This window comes from Chitinophaga sp. G7 BAM 1005 (genome assembly GCF_057126945.1).
This window is the reverse complement of record NZ_CP181478.1, coordinates 382182-408668: the sequence shown is the minus strand read 5'-3', so window position 1 is coordinate 408668 and position 26487 is coordinate 382182. Positions and strand designations below refer to the sequence as shown.

At 46.9% G+C, this 26487-nt stretch carries 20 protein-coding genes; 8 read left to right on the top strand and 12 right to left on the bottom strand.

The annotated features are described in order from the left end of the window. Positions 1–1095, bottom strand: a complete 1095-nt coding sequence (locus ACMXI2_RS01705) for a Nif3-like dinuclear metal center hexameric protein (RefSeq protein WP_483780003.1) — start codon at positions 1093–1095, stop codon at positions 1–3. Between the two features lie 61 nt (positions 1096–1156). On the opposite strand from ACMXI2_RS01705, the gene ACMXI2_RS01700 reads away from it, so the two are divergent. Then, on the top strand, positions 1157–2668 hold the full coding sequence (locus ACMXI2_RS01700) for a carboxypeptidase M32 (protein WP_483780002.1): 1512 nt from the start codon (positions 1157–1159) through the stop codon (positions 2666–2668). A 68-nt stretch (positions 2669–2736) separates the two neighbouring features. Here the strand turns inward: ACMXI2_RS01700 and ACMXI2_RS01695 are convergent, their stop codons facing one another. Both ACMXI2_RS01695 and ACMXI2_RS01690 read right to left on the bottom strand, forming a co-directional pair. Beyond that, on the bottom strand, positions 2737–3426 hold the full coding sequence (locus ACMXI2_RS01695; protein WP_483780001.1) for a rhodanese-like domain-containing protein: 690 nt from the start codon (positions 3424–3426) through the stop codon (positions 2737–2739). Continuing rightward, on the bottom strand, positions 3408–4007 hold the full coding sequence (locus tag ACMXI2_RS01690; protein ID WP_483780000.1) for a methyltransferase domain-containing protein: 600 nt from the start codon (positions 4005–4007) through the stop codon (positions 3408–3410). The genes ACMXI2_RS01695 and ACMXI2_RS01690 overlap by 19 nt, the downstream gene beginning before the upstream one ends. A 131-nt stretch (positions 4008–4138) precedes the next feature. Here ACMXI2_RS01690 and ACMXI2_RS01685 point away from each other — a divergent pair, with 131 nt between their 5' ends. The 4 genes from ACMXI2_RS01685 (at position 4139) to ACMXI2_RS01670 (ending at position 13613) form a co-directional block, all read left to right on the top strand. Further along, positions 4139–9010 (top strand): PKD domain-containing protein, encoded by a 4872-nt coding sequence (locus ACMXI2_RS01685; protein ID WP_483779999.1) that lies wholly within the window; start codon positions 4139–4141, stop codon positions 9008–9010. 153 nt (positions 9011–9163) lie between these two features. Beyond that, positions 9164–12019 carry a PKD domain-containing protein gene (locus ACMXI2_RS01680; protein WP_483779998.1) on the top strand — a complete coding sequence of 952 codons (2856 nt, stop codon included), beginning with the start codon at positions 9164–9166 and terminating at the stop codon, positions 12017–12019. Positions 12020–12039: 20 nt separating this feature from the next. Beyond that, positions 12040–13071, top strand: coding sequence for a PorP/SprF family type IX secretion system membrane protein (locus ACMXI2_RS01675; protein WP_483779997.1), 1032 nt, complete (start codon positions 12040–12042; stop codon positions 13069–13071). A gap of 299 nt (positions 13072–13370) precedes the next feature. Then, positions 13371–13613: a T9SS type A sorting domain-containing protein gene (locus tag ACMXI2_RS01670; protein ID WP_159454263.1), complete on the top strand. Its 243-nt coding sequence runs from the start codon at positions 13371–13373 to the stop codon at positions 13611–13613. Between the two features lie 82 nt (positions 13614–13695). Here ACMXI2_RS01670 and ACMXI2_RS01665 read toward each other — a convergent pair whose 3' ends face one another. Then, positions 13696–14868: a class I SAM-dependent rRNA methyltransferase gene (locus ACMXI2_RS01665; RefSeq protein WP_483779996.1), complete on the bottom strand. Its 1173-nt coding sequence runs from the start codon at positions 14866–14868 to the stop codon at positions 13696–13698. A 138-nt stretch (positions 14869–15006) separates the two neighbouring features. Between ACMXI2_RS01665 and ACMXI2_RS01660 the strand changes: the two genes are divergently transcribed. The 3 genes from ACMXI2_RS01660 (at position 15007) to ACMXI2_RS01650 (ending at position 18010) form a co-directional block, all read left to right on the top strand. Continuing rightward, positions 15007–15579 carry a nucleotide exchange factor GrpE gene (locus tag ACMXI2_RS01660; protein WP_483779995.1) on the top strand — a complete coding sequence of 191 codons (573 nt, stop codon included), beginning with the start codon at positions 15007–15009 and terminating at the stop codon, positions 15577–15579. Between the two features lie 111 nt (positions 15580–15690). Further along, entirely contained in the window at positions 15691–16860 is a 1170-nt protein-coding gene (gene dnaJ / locus ACMXI2_RS01655) for a molecular chaperone DnaJ (RefSeq protein WP_483779994.1), read from the top strand. 208 nt (positions 16861–17068) lie between these two features. Then, positions 17069–18010, top strand: coding sequence for a class I SAM-dependent methyltransferase (locus ACMXI2_RS01650; RefSeq protein ID WP_483779993.1), 942 nt, complete (start codon positions 17069–17071; stop codon positions 18008–18010). A gap of 4 nt (positions 18011–18014) precedes the next feature. Here ACMXI2_RS01650 and ACMXI2_RS01645 read toward each other — a convergent pair whose 3' ends face one another. From ACMXI2_RS01645 to ACMXI2_RS01610, 8 genes are all read right to left on the bottom strand, one after another. Continuing rightward, positions 18015–19760 (bottom strand): YfbK domain-containing protein, encoded by a 1746-nt coding sequence (locus tag ACMXI2_RS01645; protein WP_483779992.1) that lies wholly within the window; start codon positions 19758–19760, stop codon positions 18015–18017. A 45-nt stretch (positions 19761–19805) separates the two neighbouring features. Next, positions 19806–20351, bottom strand: coding sequence for a hypoxanthine phosphoribosyltransferase (hpt, locus tag ACMXI2_RS01640; RefSeq protein WP_483779991.1), 546 nt, complete (start codon positions 20349–20351; stop codon positions 19806–19808). Between the two features lie 52 nt (positions 20352–20403). Next, on the bottom strand, positions 20404–21843 hold the full coding sequence (locus tag ACMXI2_RS01635; protein WP_483779990.1) for a glucosaminidase domain-containing protein: 1440 nt from the start codon (positions 21841–21843) through the stop codon (positions 20404–20406). Between the two features lie 24 nt (positions 21844–21867). After that, a complete protein-coding gene (locus tag ACMXI2_RS01630; RefSeq protein WP_483779989.1) occupies positions 21868–22509 on the bottom strand; it encodes an O-methyltransferase in 642 nt (213 codons plus the stop codon). A gap of 161 nt (positions 22510–22670) precedes the next feature. Next, positions 22671–23369: an LOG family protein gene (locus tag ACMXI2_RS01625; RefSeq protein WP_483779988.1), complete on the bottom strand. Its 699-nt coding sequence runs from the start codon at positions 23367–23369 to the stop codon at positions 22671–22673. A 336-nt stretch (positions 23370–23705) separates the two neighbouring features. Then, complete coding sequence (locus tag ACMXI2_RS01620) at positions 23706–24851, bottom strand: TIGR03364 family FAD-dependent oxidoreductase (RefSeq protein ID WP_483779987.1); 1146 nt, start codon at positions 24849–24851, stop codon at positions 23706–23708. 21 nt (positions 24852–24872) lie between these two features. Further along, a complete protein-coding gene (locus tag ACMXI2_RS01615) occupies positions 24873–25550 on the bottom strand; it encodes a phosphonatase-like hydrolase (protein WP_483779986.1) in 678 nt (225 codons plus the stop codon). Between the two features lie 318 nt (positions 25551–25868). Further along, complete coding sequence (locus ACMXI2_RS01610; protein ID WP_483779985.1) at positions 25869–26450, bottom strand: hypothetical protein; 582 nt, start codon at positions 26448–26450, stop codon at positions 25869–25871. Positions 26451–26487: the final 37 nt, after the last annotated feature.

Below are 26487 nucleotides of genomic sequence, written 5' to 3'. Positions count from 1 at the left end.
TTATAAATAATTTACCGGGTTTGTTTTAATCGTAGATTTAAGAGGCGCAAAATTACGGAATTTTTCGGTCAATATATGATAAAATAATTCCACTGTGAACTGCTCACTCTCAAAATGTCCGATATCTGCTATAATTAATTGATTGTCAGCGTCAAAAAATTCATGATACTTGAAATCCGACGAAATGTAGGCATCTGCCCCGGCCGCTATCGCCTGTTTTAACAGGAAACTGCCTGCTCCCCCACATAACGCCACTTTTTTTACGGAACGCCCCCTCAAAGGGGTATATTTCACACAACCAGTCCGGAACTGCTCCTTTACGAACTGCAAAAATTCCAGCTCTTCCATCGCCTCCGGCAAAGTACCAATCAATCCCGAACCCACCTGCTCATAAGCATTTTCCAGGCTTACCACGTCATAAGCCACCTCTTCATAAGGGTGACTGCCCAACAGCGCCTGTAAAATTTTTCCTTCCAAATATACCGGAAAAATTACTTCCAACTTTATTTCAGCCTCAAAATGTCGTTTTCCGGGCGTACCTACATAAGGGTCAGTGCCTTCCGCTCCCTTGAACGTACCCTCACCAGCGCCGTTAAAACTACATTCACTGTAATTGCCAATATAGCCGGCGCCCGCTTCAAACAAAGCAGCTCTTACTGTTTCCACATCTGCCGAAGGCACAAATGTGAATAACTTTTTTAATAATCCCCGCTTAGGCTGCAATACCCGGGTTTGTTCCAGCCCCAGCTTTGCCGCCATCTGCGCGCACACCCCGTTCCGCACATTATCCAGGTTGGTATGCGCCGCATATACCGCAATATCATGTTTAATGGCCTTAATAGCCACCCGCTCTACATAGTTACTCCCATTAATCTTCTTCAATCCCCCGAAAATTATCGGGTGATGGGCAATCACCAGGTTACATCCGGTTGCAATGGCCTCGTCAATAACAGCTTCTGTAGCATCCAGCGTAAGCAGGGCATTGGTCAGCTCCACATCCGCCCGCCCAAAAATAAGCCCGGCATTGTCGTAGCTCTCCTGGTACTGCAAAGGCGCAAACTGTTCGATGGCCTGTATGATCTCTTTTATCTTCATATCTGCAAAAATTAATGGTTCATTCGCGGCATCAGCTAAATTTGCAAAAAAATTATCTTTTATGCCCGGAAGCAAATCTACAGCAGAACAGTATGCGGACTACAAAATAAAAATGCAAAAAATTGCAGATGTAAGAAATGCCCTGGCGGTACTCGGCTGGGACCAGGAAACCTATCTTCCGGAAAAAGGCGCCGGATTCCGTGGTCAGCAAATCACCACCCTCAGCTCTATTGCCCACGAACTATTCACCGCCCCGGAACTGGAAACGATTCTCCAGGCCCTGAAAGGCAATACCACGCTGGATCCGGTAGAACAAAAAAATATCATCCTTTCTACAGAAGACTTTGAAAAGAATAAAAAGTACCCGGCAGCCTTTGTGGCCGAGATGTCGAGAGTGACCAACGAAAGCTATCACGCCTGGATCAAAGCCCGCAAAGCCAACGACTATTCCATTTTTGCCCCTGCGCTGGCCCGGATGATTGAACTGAAAAAACAGGAAACGGATATCCTGGGCTATGACGGACATCCCTACAATGCCCTCCTCAACGAATATGAAAAAGGCGCCCACACCGGTATGCTGGATACCATTTTTAACGAAGTGAAAACCGCCCTTTCACCGCTGCTCACCCAAATAGAACAGCACCCCCCTATTAATAAGGATTTCCTGCACCTGCACTATAACCGTGACGCACAGTGGAAATTTGGCCTCACCCTGCTGGAAAATATGGGATACGATCTGAAAGCAGGCCGGCAGGATGTTTCAGAACATCCCTTCACCACCAGCTTCAACCCGCTTGATGTGAGGGTAACCACCCGTATCGATGAAAATGATTTTGGGAACATGACCTGGAGCTGTATCCATGAAGGCGGCCACGCCCTTTATGAACAAGGACTGCCCACCGAACAATACGGTCTTCCCTGCGGTGAAGCCACCAGTTTGGGCATACATGAATCCCAGTCCCGCCTCTGGGAAAACAACGTGGGCCGCAGCCTCCTCTTCTGGCAATATCATTATCCCCGTCTTCAGCAACTCTTCCCCGAAAACCTCGGAAATGTATCGCTGGATGCATTCTATAAAGCCATCAATAAAGTACAACCATCGCTCATCCGCACAGAAGCAGATGAACTGACCTATCATTTCCATATCATGATCCGGTATGAAATTGAAAAAGGACTGATCGATGGCAGCATCGATGTAAAAGATCTGAAACATACCTGGAACGAATACTACCGTCAATACCTGCACGTAACAGTACCCGATGACGTTCACGGCGTATTACAGGACATACATTGGTCGCACGGCAGTTTCGGCTACTTCCCTACTTATTCACTCGGTAGTTTTTATGCTGCACAATTCTTTGCTGCTGCACAAAAACAGGTACCTGGTTTAGACGCACATATTGCCGGCGGCGATTATCAGCCGTTACTGGAATGGTTGCGCACCAACGTTCATCCGTTTGGAAGGTTTTATACATCGAATGAATTATGTGAGAAAGTAACAGGGAAACAGCTGGTGTTTGGGGAGTTCCTCACGTATGCGAAAGGGAAATATGGCGGGATATATGGCTTCTGAAATAAAAAGCCCGGAACTGTCTATGAGTGATAGTTCCGGGCTTTTCTATAATTTGTCGTATACCTTCACTATAACCCCGCCAGCTTCTCCAGCTCCGCCAGTTCCATCACACCCTGCCTGCGCGCTATTTCTTTACCATCTTTATAAAAAATAACAGTAGGCAGCCTGGTTGCATCAACGGATTTCATCACATCCTGGTCGTTACCACCATCCACCGCTACCTTTTTTACCTGCGGATGTTTCTGGAAGAATTTTTCCAGCACCGGCTCCATCTGTTTACAGGGAGGACACCACGCGGCTCCTACATCGGTAAGCACATATCCTTTTGTCTGTATAGCTTTGTTATAATCAGCTATACTGAGCTGGGGCTTCTTCTCAGTAACACCTTCCAATTGCTTGCCGGCCCGCTTCCAGGCATTGATGCCTCCTTCCAGCTCCACTACGTTCGCAAAACCGTTTTCTCTCATCCATTTGGCAGCGGCAGCGCTGCGGCCACCACTCAGGCAATAAATATAAACGGTCTTTTTCTTGTCGAGGTATTGCACCCGGTCTTTGAACTCTTCTTTCTTTGTATAATCTGCCTGCAGGGCATGTGGCAAATGCCCCGTACTGAATTCCCCGGCAGTACGCACATCAAATACCTGTACATCAGGCTGTTGGATGTCCTTATCAAATTCAACAGCATCTACCGCGTGTTGTTGTGCCATTGCAGTAATGCCTGTGAGCATCAACATGATGGCTAAGAAAACTCGTCCCATATCTTTTTTATTTTCGGCATAAAATTAATAAACAACTCAGTACCTTGTCTGGCTGGATGAGAATTATAACAGGGCTGTAACGTTTTAATATCAAATAAAGGAGAAAACAACCTGGTGTATTCCGCTTCTGTGCCACCAAAGGGCGGCCCGTCCTGCGTAAAATGACGGTTAAACAGCACCCCTGCCAGATGCCCGCCGGGCTTGATCAGCGAATACATATGCTCCACGTAATCCATCCGGAGAAAAGGCGGCAGCGCGCAGAAAAATGTTTGTTCCAATACCAGGTCGTAGCTGCCTTTATGCGCAAAAAAATCTTCTTCCAGCACTTTCACACGGGTACGGGCAAACGTTTTTTGCAGCTGTTCTACCAATACCGGTGCAATATCCAGCACCGTTACATCACTAAAAGCCTGACCTGCCAGGTAAGCGGCTTCGTAACTGTTGCCTCCACCGGGAATGAGTATACGAATATCCCTGTCTACCAGCTGATCGATATACTCTTTCAGGGGAGGAGACACCGCTCCCATATCCCAGCCCGTATCTCCTTTAAGATAGCGGTTATTCCAATACTGACTGTCCATATCCGGCATTCCTTTTTATGCTAAGTTACGGCCATTCAGCCACATACATAAATGCATCGCTTTTCCAAACATTATTGCTATTTTTATGCTTTGAATATACCTGTGAAACGGCCTTAACGCCAACCTATGCCATGAAAAGCCTATACAATTATTTGCGGATTGTCATAAGACGTATTTTGCTTTGTCTGCTGCCGGTGATGGCCCTGGCCATTAGCGCCCGCGCGCAGTCAGTTACCATAGATGCGGATAAAAAAGCAGGCTGTCCTCCTTTCCTGGTGAATTTCACCGCTACACTGGATGCGGGCTACCAACAAATAGAATGGGATTTCGGGCTGGGCGCCAATGTTACCAATGACCTCGCCCCCTCGAAAACATTCCAGGATCCCGGCATTTATCACGTTAAACTAACGGCTACCTACGGCGCTAATACCATCGTCAAACAACTCGACATCCAGGTATATAATAAACCTGTCGTCAACTTCACCATCCCCAACACTACCGGATGCGCACCCTTTATGGCTACATTCAGGGACCAGTCTGCACCGGGAGATGGCAGCATCGCGGATATTACCTGGGACTTCGGCGACGGCGGCGGCGCCACCGGTGCAAATGTTACGCACACCTACACACAGGCAGGCACTTATAATGTACTGAACGCCGTAACTAACAGCTACGGTTGTACGGCTTTCAAAGGACCGGAACCAGTGAAAATACAAAGCGCGCCCACACCCGCTTTTTCGGCCGATAAAACACAAAGCTGTACCACCCCATTCACCGTAAACTTCTTTAATAATACTGTTAATAACTCGCCCGATCCGGTTACCTATACCTGGGATTACGGCGATGGCTCCACCGGCACCGCCAACCAACATACCTATACCAGGGAAGGCCGCTTTACCGTGAAACTTACCGCTGCTACTTCCGGCGGATGTTCCACGCCGCTTACCAAAACGGAATATATCGTCATTGAAAAAGTAAAACCAGCGTTTACTTTTTCCGCTCCCTGTGCAGAGCAACCGGTTAACTTTACCAATACCACACAACCCGTTCCCGACCAGGTAACCTGGGCTTTCCCCGATGGCGCCACACAAACAACGGCAAACGCAGTGAAACAATTCACTACACCAGGCGATTATGTCGTGAAAATGCAGGCCACCCTGGGTAGCTGCATGGAAGAGATCCAGCAAACCATTCACATAAATCCTTCTCCGCAAATTAACCCGGTAGCTACGCCACTCGGCGCCTGTAACACGCCCTTTACCACGCAGTTCAGCGCACAGTCTGCCAATGCCACCGCGTGGAACTGGACCTTTGGAGATGGCACTACCTCTACACTGGAAAACCCTTCGCACACTTATACCCGCGAAGGATCCTTTACGGTGAGCCTTATTGCCACCAATGCTTCGGGCTGCAGCAAAACAGTTACCAACCCCGGTTATATCAATATCTCCAAACCCAATCTGAGTATTTACCGCAGCGCAACGGAAGGCTGTATCCCTTTACCGGTCGACTTCTACGTAGAACTGGATGTTACCGATCCCATTGTCAGCTATCAATGGAACTTCGGAGATGGCAGCACTTCTACCAATGCAAGGCCCAATCATATTTTCACCACACAGGGAACTTTCACCGTTACCATTACCGTAACTACAGCAAGTGGATGTACTGCCAGCGGCACCACTATTATTATGGCAGGAACAAGACCAGTCGTGGATTTTGTTGCCACTCCCCTGAAATCATGCGCCAAAGACCCGGTACAGTTCACCAACCTGTCTGTTCCCCGCGGCACTTCCTGGATCTGGACATTTGTGCAGGATAACAGTACCAGCACAGAAGAAAATCCTAATCATACGTTCAATGAAATAGGCAGTCATGATGTTATCCTCGTAGTAAACAATAATGGTTGTATTGAACAGTTAATAAAACGGGATTATATACAGATCATTCCACCCATCGCACGGTTTGAAACCGCACCGGATTGCGTAGATCCCTATCACCGGAAATTCACCGACAACTCTACCTTCGGACCTATTCCCACCGCAGTAAAAACCTGGCTGTGGGAGTTTGGTGAAAACGGCGCCACTTCCACCGATCAAAACCCGGATTTCCATTACCAGACAACAGGTCTGAAACAGGTTCGGCTTACCATCGACAATGGTATCTGTACTTCTACCACTACACAATCGGTGAACATCATCGATGAAAAACCAATCATTACTCCCGATAAGCCCAGGATCTGCAGAGGTGAAAGCATCCATATTTCGTTAGGGCCGCTGAATAATGATAATATCAATGAATACAGCTGGGATTGGGGAGATGGCAGCGCCCTACAAAATATACCGGCCTACAATTTTAATCCTGCCAATGGCATCACACATACCTACAACAAAACAGGCACCTTTACCATTAAGCTCACCATTACAGATAAAAACAGCTGTACCCGTGAAGCGCCGCCAATTACCATTGATGTAAACGGCGCCACACCTGATTTTGATTATACCGGTAAGAGATGTAAAGATGAGATTTTCAGCTTCACAGATAAATCCACCGTAAACAGCGGCAACAGCATACTCAACTGGGAATGGGATTTCGGGGATCAGAGCAGTAAAGAGAATTACACTACGCCGCCCGTTGATATAAAACATACCTATACTAACGCGAACGATTACACGGTTGGATTAACCGTAACCGATCAGTTCAGCTGCGTAGTGAAAGTACAGAAGGTAATCCGCTTCGACCGGGTGAAGGCCGACTTTATGGTACCATCCAATATTGCCTGCCTGGATAAGTCGTTTACATTTGTGGATCAGTCGGAGGGCGCCATCCAAAGTTATGCATGGGATTTCGGGGATAACACCACCGGCACAGGAAACAGGCCTGTAAAGGTTTACAGCGCACCGGGCCAATATAACGTAACACTCAAAGTAACTACCCCGGCAGGTTGTACAGATGAAATCACCAAAACAAATATAATCAGGGTGCCTGATCCCAAAGCGGCTTTCACTATTCCGGATAACCTGGATCTGTGTCCGCCGGTGAAAGTATTATTCACTAATACTTCTACCGATTTTGTAAACTCCAGCTGGAATTTTGGTGATAACGGTACGTCCTCCAAAAATGACCCGGATGTACACATCTATGCACGGGCACGGACTTACGATGTAGTGTTGACGGTATACTCAGAAGGAGGTTGCTCCAGCACCGCTACACTTCCTATTACCATCAAAGGACCGGACGGCGCCATGAAAACCACGCCAACCCAGGGTTGTGCGCCATTAGCAATCAGCATCAGCGCCACCTCTGTTAAAACCGACAGCTATATGTGGGATTTCGACGACGGTACAGTACTTACTTCTACCACCCCCATATCTCCGGCGCACACCTATGTCAAGGCAGGCATTTATTACCCGCGCGTATCCTTACTGGATAATCAGGGTTGCGTGGTAAAAGCAGCAGGAAACGATAAGATCATCGTGGATCAAACGATCGCTGATTTCATCACCAATGACTTCCAGGTATGTGGCGGCGGTGAAGTAACATTTACCAATAAAAGTAAAACGTTAACGAAAGATTCATTGGCGCTTGACTTTACCAATGCCTGGGACTTCGGCGTACCGGGCAATCCCGCTAACAGCGCCACTACCGTGAATGGCTTGTTTAATTATCCTCAGCCCGGAACAACCAATGTTAAACTGGTAGTAACCAGCGCCTATGGCTGTATAGATGAGAAGATCCTGCCGGTAGTAATTCCGCTGCAACCCGTGGCTGTAATTGCTCCTATTTCACCGCTTTGCGTGTCCGGCAAAATACAGCTATCCGGCAGCGACAGCAAAAATATACCCGGCGCCAAATGGCTATGGCAGGTAGGTACAGGGCAAACATACGATATACCAGTTCCGCCGGAAATACTTTTAAACAGCACTGGTACCATACCCGTAGTATTAACGATCACTAATGGCGATGGTTCCTGTCCGTCGGAAACTACGGCGCAGATGATCGTACATCCTTCACCGGTATTAAATCCTTCTCCCACTACCGCCACTATCTGCCGTGGTGCGGTACTACAGCTGCAGGCAAATACCACCGCCAACGTAGCGGTAAACTGGACTGATTACAACATCTCCGATGCGGCAAGCGTATCGCCACAGGCAACGCCGGATATCGATACTGTATACCGCGTTACCGCTACTAACGAATACGGTTGCACGAATACCGGCGAAGTAGCCGTTACCGTTACCCAGCCGTTCAGAATCTACGCACAGGATGCAGAAATATGTGCGGGCGAAAGCGTAAAAATGAATGCGGGCGGGGCTTTACGCTATCAGTGGATTCCCTCCAGGGGATTGAACCGCGCGGATGTTGCCGACCCCGTTGCCAGCCCGGATGGCAATATCACCTACCAGGTAGTGGGTTATAATAACAGTACCTGCTTCACAGATACTGCATTAGCCAGGGTTTACGTACGTGCGGTACCGGTAGTAAATGCCGGGCCTGATATGGTGATTGCCACCGGCTCTGTTATTCCGTTACCCGTTACCGGCAGCGGGGATATCATTAAAACTGAATGGACACCGGTAACAGGTTTGAGCTGTTATAACTGTCTAACGCCTACGGCTACCCCAACGGACGATATTACTTATCATGTAAAGGTAACCAACCAGTTTGGCTGTGTGAGCACCGATGAGGTAGCGATCAAGCTGGTGTGCGATGAAGGCAATGTGTTCATTCCCAATACCTTTTCTCCCAATGGCGATGGCCAGAATGATGTTTTCTATGTGCGGGGCCGCGGCATGCAGTCCATCCGCATATTCAGAATCTTCAACCGCTGGGGGCAACTGGTATTTGAGCGTACCGGTGCGAATACCAATGATCCATCATCGGGATGGGATGGTCGTTACAAAGGCGCCGTCCTGAACCCGGATGTATTTGTATACTATGTGGAAGTGGTGTGTGATAAAGGCGCCGTGAACCTGCTGAAAGGAAATATTACCCTTATCAGGTAGGAACGAATTTTTGATACGGATGTTGTTGATTTGCAGCCACTCTGCTGTATTTCCATCTTTCCGTTATTAAAAATTCCGAAAATCAAAAAGTTTATATATGTAATTTTTATTAATTTGTGTAGACATTCAGTCAATGGAAAACCTGTGTACCCTATGAAATACCTACAGGCAAAGTGTTTTTGGACATTACTGCTCCTCATATCCCTTTTGCAGGCAAACTGCTTACTGGCACAGAAGGCGGACTTTACCTATACCGCTTCGCCGGGTAACCTGTGTACACCGGTAACACTTACATTGAGAAATACCAGCACCGGCACTCCCCTTACCTATAACTGGGATTTCGGGGATGGCAGAACCTCACATGAGGAACATCCACAGGTAACCTACACCAGTGGCGGCCCCATAAAAATTACCCTGGAAGCAGTATATAAAGTAAGCGGTGGAACAACCACCAGTACCTATTGGCGGGATCTGGTAGTAGGTGCTACCCCGCAGATTGTTTTTTCGGCAGATGTAACAAAAAGCTGCAAAGTATTCACCGCTAATTTCACAGATGCCACCACAGGCGCGGCCAGTCGTACGTGGGATTTTGGCGACGACACCGCGCCGGTTACCACCAGCAATGCTTATATACCACATCAATATACCCGCGCGGGCAAATATGATGTAACCCTCACCGTTACTAACAGCAACGGCTGTACGGCCACCTTAAAGAAAGATGCCTATATCGATATTTCCCTGCCTCAGATTACAATGGCCACGCCATTATCCGGCTGCGTGCCTTATACCGCCGCATTTACAGCTACTTCTGCCAACGATATTAACGATCCCGTTGTGTCCTGGGCCTGGAATTTCGGGGATGGTAACACCCAGTCCACTACCAACGGTAATGTAAATCACGTATACACGCAAACCGGTACTTATAACGTAGGCGTTACCGTTACTACACAGGGCCAGTGCGTGGCAACCACCGCTTTCGATAAATTTGTGCACACCGGCAATCCCCCTTCCAATGTAAGCTTCACGGTATCTCCCACCAGTACCTGCGTAGGCGACCCGGTAAGACTGCTCGCTAACGCCAGCTTTGCAGATACTTACAGCTGGGATTTCGGAGATGGAAAAACAGAATCAGGCAGCAGCAACGATATCCGGCATTCCTTCAATGCCAACGGTACCCTTACCGTACAAATGAAAGCGGGCAGTAATGGCTGCTTCACAGCAGCCTCTCCGGTTACCGTGGATGTAACCGGTCCGGTGTCGCAATTCAGCGTAGTACGCGATTGCAACGATAAAAGTAAATTCATCTTTACTAACAACTCTATTGGCACCAGCGCCAACTCCACCTATCAGTGGGATTTTGGAGATAATTCGCCGCTGGTAAACACAATGGATGCTGTGCATAATTATACAATACCCGGTAATTATACCGTTCGTCTTACTATCGGGGAAATAGGCAATAACTGTAACCATAGCAGCTTCCAGACGATCTATTATTTCCGGGCCGACTTTACCGCCGGCGTCAACTCCATCTGCCGCGGAAGCAAAGCTACCTACGGCGTACTGAATGTGCCATTGGGCCTGGTTTCCAGCTATACCTGGCAATTCGGCGATGGTACCACCTTTACCACTACCGATCAAACCTATATAAAAACATGGGCCACCACCGGCACGTTCGATAACCAGCTCACCATTCGCTATAAAGATCCTGCTTACTGCGATGATATTGTGTATAAACCGGATGATATTGATATCCTCGCACCACAGGCCGGCTTTACCACTGGTCCGGTTACCTGCGCAGGCCAGGCAGTGAACTTTATCAATAACACCATCACTTCTCCCAGTATCCCCATTGCCAACTGGTACTGGGATCTGGGCAATGGGCTGAGCTCCACCGCTCAAACGCCGCCAGCCACTAAATACAGCGCTTCCGGCGGCCAGGCGGTAAAACTGGTGGTAACAGACGCCCGCAACTGCAGGGACTCCATCAGTAAAACCATCAACATTCATCCTACGCCGGTGGTGAAAGCATCTGCGCAGCAACCAAAGATCTGTGAGGGTAACAGCGTTAGCCTCAACGCCCTATCAGACGGCACGGTACAATGGCTCACCACTAACCAGCTCAGTTGTGTTTTCTGTACAGATCCGGTAGCATCGCCACTTGCAAGTACCCGTTACCACGTACAGGCATCTAACGTGTACGGATGTACGGTATATGATTCCACAGATGTAGTAGTGGTGCCCAAAGTAAATCTTACTGTAAGTAGTGATACCATTGCCTGCTACGGCACTTCGGTACAACTGAAAGCCACAGGCGCTACCATCTATAACTGGACGCCTGTTACCGGCTTAACCAACAACACTATCGCCAACCCGGTTACTACACCAATAGAAGACATCACTTACCAGGTAACCGGCGCCAACGACGCCATTTGCCCCATGAGCGCACCGCTTTCCGTGAAGGTATCCGTAAAACCGGTACCACAGGTAAATGCTGGCAAAGACCAAACCGTAATGGTGGGAGATATTGTGCGGCTGATGGCCAGCGGAAGCCCGGATATCGTGAAATGGAAATGGAGCCCGGATGATTATCTCGATAACACCAGTTCTCCTTATGTAACGGCTACCGTTCGCAAACCCATTACCTATAGCATTACCGGTACTAACCAGTTCGGCTGTACGAAAAGCGATATCATGAACGTGGACCTCGTTTGCAATACCGATGTGGTGTTTATTCCAAATACTTTCAGTCCCAATGGCGACGGGCAAAATGATATCTTCTATCCACGCGGAAAGGGCATCAGCCTGATAAAATCTTTCCGGATTTTCAACCGCTGGGGACAGGAAGTGCATCACCGCGAAAGAATCAACATCGATGATATCAGCACCGGATGGAACGGCTCTTTTAACGGCAAGCCGCAACCGTCAGATGTATATATCTACTTTATTGAAGCATACTGTGATACCAATGAATTTTTCCAGATGAAAGGCAACGTAACATTACTCAGATAAATATTTTTAACCTGGCTAACATGAAAATCATATACCGCGTATTACTGGCGATAGTCTGCATCCCCTGCGCAACACCGTTGTATGCCCAGGATATACATCTGTCGCAGTTCTATGAAACGCCTATCCTCCGCAACCCTGCGCTGATAGGCATTTTCAATGGCGATGTGCGCGTGCAGGCAGTATATCGCAACCAGTGGAACAGTGTTACCATTCCCTACCAGACCGGTACCGTGAGTGGTGAAATAAAGTTCCCGGTTGGCCGCAGCAACGACTATGTGACTACGGGGTTGCAGGTAACCTACGACCGCGCAGGTACTTCCAAACTACAGTCCACGCAGATCTTCCCGGCTATCAACTATCATAAATCCCTCAATGAGGATAAGAGCAGTTTCCTCTCCGTGGGGTTCATGGGCGGTTTTGTACAGCGGCAGTTTGATCCTACCAATATGACCTTCAACAACCAGTACACCAGCGGCCGTTTTGATCCTGCTTCCGCTACCGGGGAGGAAGGCAAGCTGGCGCTGAAAGGCTACAGTTACCTGGATGCCGGCGTGGGCCTGAGTTACAACAGCGTGATCGGGGAAGATGTGAATTACTTTATCGGGGCTGGCTACTTCCATTTTAACCGGGCTAAAATATCTTTCTATAACGATCAGAATATTGAGTTGCAACCGAAACTTACGTTCAACGCGGGTATTACGATACCGGTAGATGAACGGGTAAAAGTGATTGCACATTACAACCAGTTGCACCAGGGCACTTATACTGAATTTATCGGCGGTGCATTAATTGGTTATGGATTGATGGACCAGGGGCTGGAATCAACCCGGGCTATTTATGGCGGCCTCTTCCTGAGATGGAATGATGCCATTATCCCTACTGTCAAAATTGACATGGATAAATACGAGATCGGAATGAGTTATGACACCAATATTTCTAAACTGAGAACCGCCAGCCAGACATTTGGCGGCTTTGAAATTTCTTTGGTTTTCAAGGGATTTCTCAACAGCCGGAACTCGACACTGGAAAGCGTAAACTGTCCCAGATTTTAAATTATTATAAATCAATTAATTATGAAAATAAACCACCAAGCGTTAAAAATTACATAAAATATGCAGAAATGCTAACAAAATGCCTTGTGGTTTGTTATTTTTATGTAGGAACGTGGGCGCCCGAATGAGCTGAATTTGTCAAACAAAAATTAGGAAATATTTGAAAAAAACTTTATTTTTATAATACTATGTGGAAAACCTCTACCCTAATTCTCATAATGGTTTTCAGCCTTTTTACCAGCATAGGTAAGGCTCAAAGCGATAAATCCCAACCAACCACGGAGGGGGGTAGCAAAATTGTGAAGCTATATCCCAATCCCGCTACTACCGTCATAACATTTGAAGTTCAACAACATAATAACGATCGCCTATACGATCTTATTGTATATAATTTCCTCGGAAAAAAAATAGATCAGTTGAAAGGCATCAGCTCCAAGACAACGGTGAGCCTGGATAATTATTATAACGGTCTGTATATTTTCCAGTTAAGAGATCAGCGGGGCAATCTGGTGGAATCAGGGAAATTCAATGTAGTGAAATAGATATAGATATATCTGGCATCAAAATAAAAAAAGAAAAGTCACGATTTGCGTCGCGACTTTTTCTTTTTTATATCTTTTCTCATCAGGAAACTTCCACAATCAGGAATTTCAGATAAGTGGTATTCTCAATATTTCTCAGGATAGGATGATCCTGGGCCTGTGTCTGGAAAGTTACCTGGCGCAGTCTTTTCTTCGCATCTTTTGCTGCTGCATCAATGGTTTGCAGGAACAGGTCCGGCGATACCAGGTTGGTGCAGGATGCAGTTACCAGGAAGCCCCCGGGCTTCAGCAGTTTCATTCCGCGGAGGTTAATTTCCTTATACCCCGTTACGGCTTTCGAGATATTTTCACGGCTTTTGGTAAAGGCCGGCGGATCCAGTATTACCACATCGAACTTCTTCTCTTCCTTGGTCCATTGCTTCAGCTGGTCAAACGCATTCACAGCCTGGAACCGGCAGATATCCTGCAGGTTGTTCAGTTCCGCATTTCTGCGGGCGGTAGCTACCGCTGTTTCGGAGATATCAAGTCCCAGTACGCTTTTGGCGCCATAAAAACCAGCGTGACAGGAGAAAGTACCGGTATAGCAGAAGGCTTCCATTACGTCGGCGCCTTTTACGATATGTTTAATTTCGCGGCGATTATCCTGCTGATCCAGGAAGTAGCCCGTTTTCTGGCCGTTCACGATATCCACATGAAACCGCAAACCGTTTTCATTGATGATCAGGTTGGTGTCGAAAGGCTCGCTGAGAAAGCCTTTCTGTTGAGTCATGCCTTCCAGTTCCCTTACAGGTACATCATTTCTTTCGTAGATTCCTTTGGGTGAAAAAATGCGGTTGATGGCATCTACAATGGCATCTTTCCATTTCTCCATGCCCAATGCGAGCGTTTGAATAACGAAGTAATCGTTGAATTTATCGATGACCAGGGCAGGCAGATCATCTGCTTCCCCGTATACAAGGCGGCAGTTTTCCACATAGCCCAGTTTCTGACGATACTCCCAGCATTTCAGGAGACGGCGGTAAAAAAATTCCGGGCTTATTTCTTCGTTCTTATCGCGGGTAAGCAGTCTTACGAGAATCTGGGATTGAGGATTGATATAACCACGCCCCAGGAAAAAACCTTTATGTGTATATACATCTACAATATCACCGGCATTTACATCTCCTTTTATTTCGGCTACTTCATTACCAAAAATCCAGGGATGCCCTTGTAATACCCTGTTCTGTATCTGTTTCTTTAAAAAAACTTTAGTCATTTATTGTATTTCGAGGGGCAAAGGTAGCTATTTAGCGGTTAGCCTCCCGATTTTCACTTCAATTCTGCCTTTTTGTCGGCAAAACCGCTGTTGGCAAAGAAATTGACTGGGTACCAGCGCAGACAATTATTACTTATTATGACAGAAAACGAAAAAGACATGCAGACAAACGGTCAGGCTAACACTGGTAGCGAAAACGAAAGCATGCCAGAAGAAAATATAAGCAATAGTTCAAATACGAATAATGAGCCAGATGAAGTAACAGAGCTGGAGAAGAAAGAAAAAGAAGTAAGTGAAATCCGTGATAAATATCTCCGGTTACAGGCAGAATTTGACAATTACCGTAAACGCACTGCCAAAGAACGTATAGAACTGATGCAAACAGCCGGTAAGGAAGTTATCATATCTTTGCTGGATGTGCTGGATGATACCGACAGGGCTGAAAAGCAATTGGAAAATACTACCGATGTTGCTGCCGTTAAAGATGGCGTAATGCTGGTTTTCAATAAACTGAGAAGCACCCTGCAAGCAAAGGGACTGAAGCCAATGGAGAGTATCCATACCCCATTTGATCCGGATCTGCAGGAGGCTATTACCGAAATACCTGCTCCTGCGCCGGAGCTGGTTGGTAAAGTAGTAGATGTGCTGCAACCTGGTTATTCCCTGAATGACAAATTAATCCGTCATGCTAAGGTAATTGTGGGTAAATAAAATGACGATGTGGCATAATCTCTAAGGATGCCTATGCTAAAAGCTGACGTAAAGCAATATTTTTTACCGAACAAAAGCTGGTGCCTGCACCAGCATTAAGTGATTATTATAATGTCTACCAAGAGAGATTATTACGAAATACTGGTTGTTGCCAAATCTGCTTCCCAGGATGAAATAAAGAAAGCCTATCGTAAAGTGGCTATGCAGTTTCACCCTGACCGCAACCCAAATAACAAAGAGGCAGAAGAAAAATTCAAAGAAGCAGCTGAAGCTTATGAAGTATTAAGCGACCCTGATAAAAGGGCGCAATACGACCGTTTTGGCCATGCCGGCATGAATGGCAACCGTGGTGGTGGATATGGCGGTGGTGGAATGAACATGGACGACATCTTCTCCAACTTCGGTGACATTTTTGGTAACGATGATATTTTCGGCAGCTTCTTTGGCGGCGGCGCCCGTGGTGGCGGTGGAAACCGCCGTGGACGCGGCACACGCGGTTCTAACCTCCGGGTTAAGATCCGTCTTACCTATGAAGAAATCGCCAAAGGCGCCAACAAGAAAATTAAAGTAAAAAAATATGTACCCTGCCAGCATTGCGGTGGCCTGGGCGCAAAAGATAAAAACGCATTCCAGTCCTGTAATACCTGTGGCGGTTCCGGCCAGGTAAGAAAAGTTACCCAAACTTTCCTCGGACAAATGCAAACGGTTACCACCTGCCCTACCTGTCATGGTGAAGGCCAGATCATTACCAGCAAATGCGGTCACTGTAAAGGTGAAGGCCGTATGTACGGTGAGGAAATGGTAAGCATCGACATCCCGGCAGGCGTTCAGGAAGGCATGCAACTGAGCATGAGCGGTAAAGGTAATGCCGGTGAAAGAGGCGGCGCCCCCGGCGATCTGCTCATCCTCATCGAAGAAGAACCACATCCGGAACTGCAACGCGACGGACTCAATGTGGCGTTCGATCTGCACATCTCCTTCCCAGATGCAGTGTATGGCACCTCCCTGGAAGTGCCTACCATCGACGGAAAAGCCAAAATTAAAATCCCTCCCGGCACACAGAGCGGTAAAATATTCCGCCTGAAAGGCAAAGGGTTCCCTTCCGTAAATTCTTATGAAAAAGGCGATCAGCTTATTCATGTGAATGTATGGACACCACAGCATGTAACCGCTGAAGAGAAAGAAATGCTCGATAAACTACAATCGTCCGATAACTTTAAACCAAGCCCCGAAAAATCTGATAAAGGATTCTTCGAAAAGGTAAGGGATATTTTTAGCTGACGCGGATGTTGTCTTTCCCAGGATTACACTGATTTTACTGATTAGCTTGATTTTACTTTTTTGATTTTATAAAGGATTAAGGGAGATATAAGCGGATGTATTCGCTCTTATCTCCCTTAATCATTAAATCAAAATAAAATCCCAAAAGTTAAATCAGTAAAATCAGTGTAATCCTGGGAAAGACAACACCCGCTCTAAATATTACGCGATGGAACAAAAACTGCAGATGTTCGAAAACCGGCTGACGAAAGTTTTCCGGCATACATCCAAACTGGCCAGACGACAAAACATCACCTGCTACCGGGTGTATGATGATGATATTCCTGAATTTCCATTCAGTATAGAAATGTATGAAGATCATGTTTACATCGCAGAATACCACCGCAAACACGGCATGGAAGAAGATACACACGAAGAGTGGCTCGACACCTGCCTGGAACTGATCAGCAAAGTACTGGAAGTAGCCCCTAATAAAATATGGGTTAAACAACGGCAACGTAAAGAAAACAGGAAAAGCCAATACGAAAAACTGAGCCTGGAAAGCCATATCATGACGGCTTACGAAGCAGGTCTGCAATTTAAAGTGAACCTCTCCGATTATCTCGATACCGGCTTATTCCTCGACCATCGCATTACACGCAGCATGATAAGGGAGGAAGTAAAAGACAAGAAAGTACTGAACCTGTTCTGTTATACCGGCTCCTTCTCCGTATATGCTGCCGCAGGTGGCGCAGCAGAAGTAACTTCTGTGGATCTGTCCAAAACCTACCTGGCCTGGGCGGAAGAAAATATGAAGCTGAACGGGTTCGATAACCCGAAACATACTTTTGTACATGCAGATGTACTCCAATACCTCGACACCCTTAAACTCAACACCTACGACCTCGTGATCATAGATCCGCCCACTTTCTCCAACAGCAAGCGGATGAAGGATTTCCTCGATGTACAGCGCGATCATGCGGATATGCTCAATAAAGTATTACTGGCTACTAAAAAGGATGGTGTTGTTTACTTCAGTAACAACTACCGCCGGTTTGTACTGGAAGCCGATAAGATCAATGCCTCCGGCATTAAGGATATTACCAATCAGACTTTACCTTTTGATTTTCAGCAGAAGATGATCAGGAAGTGCTACCGGTTAATAAAATAAGGGATCAACGCTTTCCTTTACGCACCATTTTTACCATCTTCAAAAACTCCAGGCGATAGTTGCCTTTGTCGGCGCCCAACGCCCGACGGGCAATATCGCTCACCATGTCAATATTGCCTTTACCGCAGTAGGAAGACTTGCGCAATAGCATACCGAATAAGGCTACCCCCGCAGCAAAGCGGCAATCATCAGATGCTTTATCAAAATTTTTCAGTTCCGCAGAAATAACATTGGGTAAATATTGCATAGCCGTATCCTGCGGATCACGCCAGGATATTTTTACCCGCGCCAGCACCGTATCGCCGGTAGCGGCGCCCGGTGCAGGAATAATTTCATACAACGCCACGGAACAATGCCCGCTGCCGATAATTCCCCCGCCAAATTCCCCCTTCTCCGAACTGTCGGCAGGCAGTATTTTGTTCTCATAACCAATAAGCCTATACGACTTTACGAACGCCGGGTTAAACCATACTTCCGACTGCACATCGCGGGCAATAGTAAACAAGGTACTGCCGAATTCGCGGGCAAATATCTTATTGGCTTCTTCCAGGTCATCTATATACGCAAAATTACCATTCCCTTTACTGGACAGGGATTGCAGTTTGGAATCCTTATAATTCTTCATCCCAAAACCCAGGCAGGTAAGCAATACCCCACTTTCTTTCTGCTGAACGATCAGCTCTTCCATTTCACTATCGCTGCTGAGGCCCACATTAAAATCCCCGTCGGTAGCCAGTATCACACGGTTATTGCCATCAGGAATATATTGCTCCGATGCAATCCGGTAGGCCATTTTTATAGCGGCTTCCCCCGCAGTGGCGCCGCCGGCGCTGAGATTATCTATTGCATTGAGGATCTTTTCTTTCTGATCGCCGGGCGTAGCCGGTAAAAGGACGCCGGGTTCACCGGCATAGGCTACAATCGCTACTTTATCTACCGGGCGCAGATTATTCACCAGGATGCGGAAAGCTGCCTGTAATAAAGGCAACTTATTGGCTACGCCCATAGAGCCGGAAACATCCAGCAGGAAAACGAGGTTGCTGGCGGGAAAACTATCTGTTTCCAATGCGCGCGCCCTGATGGCGATTTGTAATAACTGGTGGCTGGTTTCCCAGGGGCAGGTGGTATAATTACTATACATGGCCATCGTTTGACCAGCTAACGGTAACGGGTAATCGTAATGGAAATAGTTGATCATTTCTTCGATGCGCACAGCATCTACCGGTACCGTTTCTTTCAGCCGGAGGAAGCGGCGGATATTACTATAGGCGGCTCTGTCCACATCCAGGGCAAAGGTGGACACGGGATGATTGGAGGTACGGACAAATTTATTTTCGTAGGTAGCTCCGTAAGTTTCGTTGTAAAAGGAATGTATTCCCATACCGGTATTACCGTAATTGGGATTGCTGCTATGCAGCAGTTTTGACCGGGCTTTTGCAAGAGCCACCGGGTCGGCATCTTTACGTAGAGGCGATAAGGTTATTAACAGCCTGTCGTATTTGCGCACCGTTACCTGTTTGGATTGATAACCGCTTTGTGTGAGCAATAACGTGGCAGATGCCGTGGGGATTGAAATTTTAAAAAGACCGAAAGCGTTTGTGACCACATGGACTGTGTCATCCATCACCTTCACCTGTACTCCTGCAACGGGGCGGTGGGATAAACTGTCTTCTACCGCTCCCGATACCCAGATTGTTTGCGCCTGCAGCCCTCCACCCCAGAAAAGAAAGAGTAAAAGGTACTTAAGCATGTATTAAGTTAAGATTTTTTCCGGGCGCTTGCCCGGAAAAAATAATTACTGCCCGGATTCCACCAGTTGATAGATGGCTGGCAGATTCCGGCCCAGGCCATCGTAATCAAGCCCGTATCCCAGCAGGAACTTATCCGGAACGGAAAAGCCCAGGTAATCTATTTTGATAGGATGTATCATCGCATCCGGCTTTGTGAGCAGGGCGGCTACCAGTAATTTTTTGGGTTGCTGATGCTCCAGTTGAGGCAGGAACTGGCTCATGGTGCGGCCCGTGTCCACAATATCTTCCAGGATCACTACGGTGCGGCCAAAGAGATCTTCGTCCAGGCCAATGGCCTGGACCACATTACCGGTGGATTTGGTGCCTTTATAGGAGGCCAGTTTAATAAAAGAGATCTCCGCCTCAATAGTGAGGTATTTAAACACATCTGCGGCAAACATAAATGAGCCGTTAAGAATAGCGATAAACAAAGGGCGTTCTCCCTTCAGATCTTTGTTAATCTGTTCCGCCATTTCCTTTACCCGCTGCTGCAACACCACTTCATCAATATAGGGCTGGAACTCTTTGTCATGCACTTTAATCACTGACATAATACTTCTGCATTTCCTTATTTAACAATCATCAGCAAAAAAAGATCGCTGCTTATTTATTTACCAGCAAGCGCTGGCCGATTTTAATATCAAAACCCTGCAGGTTATTCCATTCCTGCAGCTGCGTAACCGACCGGTTGTACATTTTAGCAATGCCATACAGCGTTTCCTTTGGCTGTACATCGTGGTATTGCGTACCGGACTTCTGTACGGGCGCGGGTGTAGCCGGCCGCGGAGCCGGTTGTGGCAGGGATGCCTTTGGTGTACCTGTATTTCCGGTGGTGGTTACCTGGCCGGCCTTTTTCAGATCTTCTATCATGGCAACCGGCACGCCACCCTGTTGTGGGGCTGGTTTTGTTTCCGGTACAGCAGCACCGCCTGCGGTGTTTTTGGCTACTTCTTCTTTAATGCCATCCAGTGCTTTACGGGGAGAAAAATCTTCCGGAGGCTCCTGGTCTTCTTCTTTCAGCACCCGGGTGTTTTTAGCCAGCCGTGGCGCCGCTGAAGCAAAACCGTCGAGTGTTAACCGCTGACCGGCAGCAGGTTCTTCCCCTTCATTCATTTTATTACGGCGGCGCAACCATCTTAACTGTAGCCCTTCTGCCTGGGCTACGTCGTGCATGGTTTCTCCGTTAACAACGCTGTGATATTCTTTATTTCCCCTTTTACTTTTCTTTTGTAAGAAGATGATCATATCCTTCGCGGGCGGATTATCATTTTCCAGGTCGTTGTAGCGCACCAGTTTACGGAGACGCATGTTACGCTGGTCGGCTACCTGGATCAGGGAGCTGCCTGCTTTCACATACACTGCTTTGCGGCCATTGATTTCAAAGATGCCTTTGGGATAGCTGTTGGCCGTTTGTTTGGTGGTGGTACCCTGGTTTTTTCTTCCCGAAGATGTTTTGCTTCTCTTTTCAGTTACTTCAGCATACATCGTTCCATCAGTAGCAGCATCGCCGGCGGAAGGATCTTTTCCCATAGCAATCATGGTATATTGCTGGAGGTTATAATCTTCAATTACTTTGATCAGCTGTTGCGGGTAAGTTTTATTGGTGGCATATCCGGCCTGTTTAAGACCAAAAGCCCATGATTTATAATCATCGCCATCAAACTGGAAGAGGAAAGCGTAGCGTGGATTGGCGTGCAGGAAATCGGAGTGATCGCGGTAGGAATCACGGGCGGTTTCATATACGCGGAAACACTCCTGCGCGGCATCGTCATCGTATTTGATGGTTTTGCCGGTCCAGGTATTTTTGCATTTAATACCGAAGTGGTTGTTTGATTGTAAACACAAGGTACCGTTGCCGGACTGTGTTTCTATAATCCCCTGTGCCAGTTTGATGGCGGCAGGCACACCTGAGCGGCGCATTTCCTCAATGGCTAAGTTTTTATAGGTGGCAATGTACTGCTGCGTTGTGATGTTCTGTGCGTGCAGTACGGTAACGAAGCCAATAAGAAAACTGACTACCAATAAGAATTTTCTTACTTGCATGTATGTTCGGATTTAATGGGCGTTTTATTTCTTCCTGATCATCAGTACACCATCCCGGATGGTGAGTAATACCTGTTCTGCACGATCATCTGCCAACACTTTTTCACAAAAACTGATCATGGCCTTTGCCTGGCGTCCCTGTTCATTTTCAGGCAGCAGCACCTGGCCGTGATACAGCACGTTATCTGCCAGGATAAATCCGCCGGGACGCAGTTTATCCCAAACCAGGTCGTAATACTGTTCATATCCGGATTTGTCCGCGTCAATAAACACCAGGTCAAATACTTCATCCAGTTGTTCAATAACATCGGCCGCTTTACCGATATGCATTTTAATTTTATCTGCATTCCCGCTTGCCGAGAAATAGTGATGACAAAGGGTTTCCAGTTCTTCGTTGATATCTACCGTGTGTAATATGCCATCGGGGGCGAGGCCCGCAGCCAGGCAAATTGCTGAGTACCCGGTGTAAGTACCCAGTTCCAGGATGCGGCGGGGCCGGATCATATGGCTTACCATACTGAGGAACTGTCCTTGTACCTGCCCGCTCAACATATGCGGCAGCTCTACTTTCAGATGTGTTTCCCTGTTCAGCTGGTACATCAATTCACTCTCCTGACTGGTATATTTTTCTGAATAGGCCTCCACTGCTGCCGGCATGAGCTCCATATATTAAAATTTCTGCAAAGCTAAGGAAAAGCGGCTAACTGACAGCCTGTTGCTTCCAACAGAAAAAGCGGATATATCCATAAACGTTATTTGGCCGGGTTTTATTCTATCCGGGCGTACGTTCATGTATATCCGCTTTTCCGGCCTGAAGGCAGACTTTATCAGAAATTCGGTCTTAATTTATTGGTCGTATAGAAAACACGGAAATATTCCACTACTTCATCTGCGGTGTCAAATAACTGCAGCAGGTCGAGGTCTTCCGGGTTAATATTGCTTTCCTTTTCCATCATCACAGTGCGGATCCATTGCAGGAGGCCACTCCAGTACTCTCTACCTACCAATACCATAGGGGTTTCCTCCATTTTTTTGGTTTGTATGAGGGTGAGTACTTCAAAGAATTCATCCATCGTACCAAATCCTCCAGGCATCATAATGAAGCCTTGTGAGTACTTGGTAAACATTACTTTGCGGACAAAGAAATAGTCGAAATGAAGATTATTCTCCGAATCAATAAAACTATTTGGATGCTGTTCATGCGGCAGGCTGATATTAGCCCCTACTGATTTGCCATGAGCAGCCTGGGCTCCCCTGTTGGCTGCTTCCATTACACCCGGTCCGCCACCGGTGATAATGCCAAAGCCTTCGTCTGCCAGCCGGGTGGCTATTTCCTGGGTAAGATCGTAATAACGGTTACCCGGTTTGGTACGGGCCGATCCGAATATGGAAATGCAGGGTCCTATTTTAGCCAGCTTCTCAAATCCCTCAACAAACTCCGCCATAATCTTGAATATCTGCCAGCTGGAATGCGCTCTTGTTTCCGTCCAGTCTCTTTCTTTAAGATTCTTTATACTACTGTTCATGCGACTGCTTTTTTTATTATCCTATAAAACACCTCCCCGTGCAGGCACGTGGAATGATGTAATTTATATAATAATTGGCTTACAGTAACAGTCATACACATAAAAAAGCAGGTAACTATATAGAAACCTGCTTTACATTTAACACGTTATGAACGTGCAGCGATGTTAAATAAACATCGCTGCAGAAACGTTGCTAATGCTGGCAATCAAAAAAATAAATAATGTTGAAATTTATTAAGATAGTACTATCGTTTAATCAACAGATGTTCTCATAACGCTTAATCTTCATTAATTTATTAATTATTTAAGCAATAACCTAATTTAAATTTATCAAGGTTACGCAAAGGTATGCATGCCCGTCACTACTTCTTCTGCGAGTCCGAAAGACAATGTCATGCCGGCTCCGCCAAGACCGTTTACAATTGTTACATTTTTTTCAGGAGAGAACACCAGGTCTGTTTTACCATTGGTGAGTTTTGGATAAATGCCATGCCATTGTTCCTGGATGGTATACTCCGGCGCCTGCAAAAAGGTATGCATATACTGCAGGATGAGATCATTGATAAATGCTTTATCAAATGGTTCGAAGTCCGGACCATATTCGTGTGAGTCGCCAATGGTGAGTTCACCTGCGCCATTTTGAGAAATGAGCAGGTGGATACCCCATTTCACATAATCCGGCATTTCCTGTGCGAAACGTTGCTTCAATGGTTCCAGGGCTTTACAACTTTCAAAGGCCGCGTAGTGTCCCAGCGTTAAACCTGCGCACAGGGCGGGTCCCAGCTGCCAGTTGCCCGGTTGCGGGATGGTACGCATCATCTGTAGTTTACATTTTTTCAGGGGAGCCGCCGCAAATTCAGCGGGGTAAAGCGTTTCAAAATCCGCGCCACTGCATACAAACACTTCGTCTACTTTCCAGCGTTCATCTTTTGTTTCTATATACGGCATGCTGATGCCATTTACCGCGGCGCCAAAACGAACTGTTACGTTGAGATGTTCTTCCAGGTACTTTGCAATGGCGGCGCTGGCCTGACGCGGGTTTACGGTCATTTCAGAGGCGCTCCATAATGCGCCTTTCAATCCGTTTGTTTTAATAGCGGTGGTATATTTTCCTATTTGCGAAGGGGCAATCAGCTCACAGCTGTAACCATTGCCCGGCGCGGCCTGTACAAATTCTTCCAATACCGCCAGTTCATCATTTTCATATGCGAGGTGCAGCGATCCTGTTTCCTGGCACTGCAAACCGGTGGCTGCGGCCAGGTCTTTCCAGGTACGGCGGCTGCGCATAGCGCGGTCGTGCATTTTCCCCGCAGTTTGCCCGATGGGCCATACCAGCCCGAAATTGCGGATCGAAGCGCTGATAGCTTTGCTGTTACGTTCAAATAATACTACTTTTTTTCCTGTTGATGCCAGGTGGTAAGACATGGCCAACCCCACTATTCCTGCGCCTATTACCGCTACATCTGCCTGTTGTTGTTGCATGATATAAAATGTAAAGTATGATTAAAAGATAGACAGTAGTTCATCCAGGGATGCTACCAGGTGGGTATGCGGGCCTTTCTCCAGTTCTTCGCGGCTATAGGCGCCGGTGGTAACGCCTATTACATAACGGCAGCCTGCATTCGTACCTTCTTCCAGGTCGGAAATGGTATCGCCGGTTTTGGCGACCGATTGTATACTGCGGATTTCCAGTTCTTCCATGATCCGGTAAATCATATAAGGATAGGGACGGCCAAAAGGTACTTCATCGCTGGTGGCTACGGCATCAATAAGTCCTTTTTGCTGCCAGCCCACCCTTTCCAGGATCACGTTGGTAATGTCCCTGTCGAAACCCGTATCCAGCGCCACTTTAATGCCTTTTGCCTTTAGCGCGGCAAATACTCCAGATACGCCGTCCTTTTCCCGTACCGCAGGATGTGTTGCATAATGCGCTTTCATATCCGCCACAAAACGGCCGTGTAGTTCAAGGATAAAGGCTTCTTCACTGTAGCGGCTATCCTGTTGCTGCTGTAACAGGTAACGGATGGCATACGGTTTGGCGTATCCCATTACTTCATTTACCTGTTCCAGCGTTACGGTAACTCCCGCCGGCTCTATCGTTTGCTGTAACACCTTTGCTACATTGGATTCATCATGCAGGGTAGTACCTGCAATATCAAAAACAACTAATTGTATTCCCATCTTTTTCCCGGTATTAATATGCGGTAAAGATAATGACTTACTAAAAATAAGTTTAGCCTTTATAAACATTTAACATGCGGTTAATACGCTGATCGCCTTCGGCGATGGAAATTATCCTGGAGCAGGATTACACTGATTATACTGATTACGCTGATTTGATTTTGTTATGATTTTAAAGGATTAGGGGAGATATAAGCGGGTATATTCGCTTATATCTCCCCTAATCCTTTAAAATCATAAATGATCAAATCCCTAAATCAGTATAATCAATGTAATCCTGGGAAAGACAAAATCCGCATCGCCGAAGGCGATTATCCACTAGAAGCCAAGTCCTGCGCCCACCCTGTATATCAGGCTGTTGTTATAGGGCGAACGGTTGTCCTGGATCACATCATACAAAATAGAGATGCCTATACCTACCCTGCCACCAACGCTCTGGGTGTAACCGGCGCCCACAAGTAAGCTGGGAACGCCATAGTTGGTTTTGTAGGATTGCTTCTCCCCGTTTACCGGGTAATAGGTAGAATTCTGTGTAACAAAATTATACTCCGGCTGGATATGTATAAATACCATTTGGAGCGGATATACACGGCCCCAGATACCACCACCAAAAATAGTGTACTTATCCCGCTGGGCAACACGATCATAATCCCACAGTTTATACTGGCCGTATTGTGCATTGATATTCACACCCGCAGCTATGTAATCAGAAAAGCGGTAACCTACCAGCGGGGAGATATCCACATTGGTATAATCGCCAAACACCATTCCCAGGGAGCCTCCCAATACCAACCGGGAAGGATCAAAACCTTTACGGGTTGCAGTGTCTGTTTTATAATACTGAGCGTGTGCCAGCTGCACTCCGGCCAGAAAGAAAAAACATATGAGTAAACGTTTCATGATCAGATTTATTAAGTTTAACTATTTACCGGCAGAA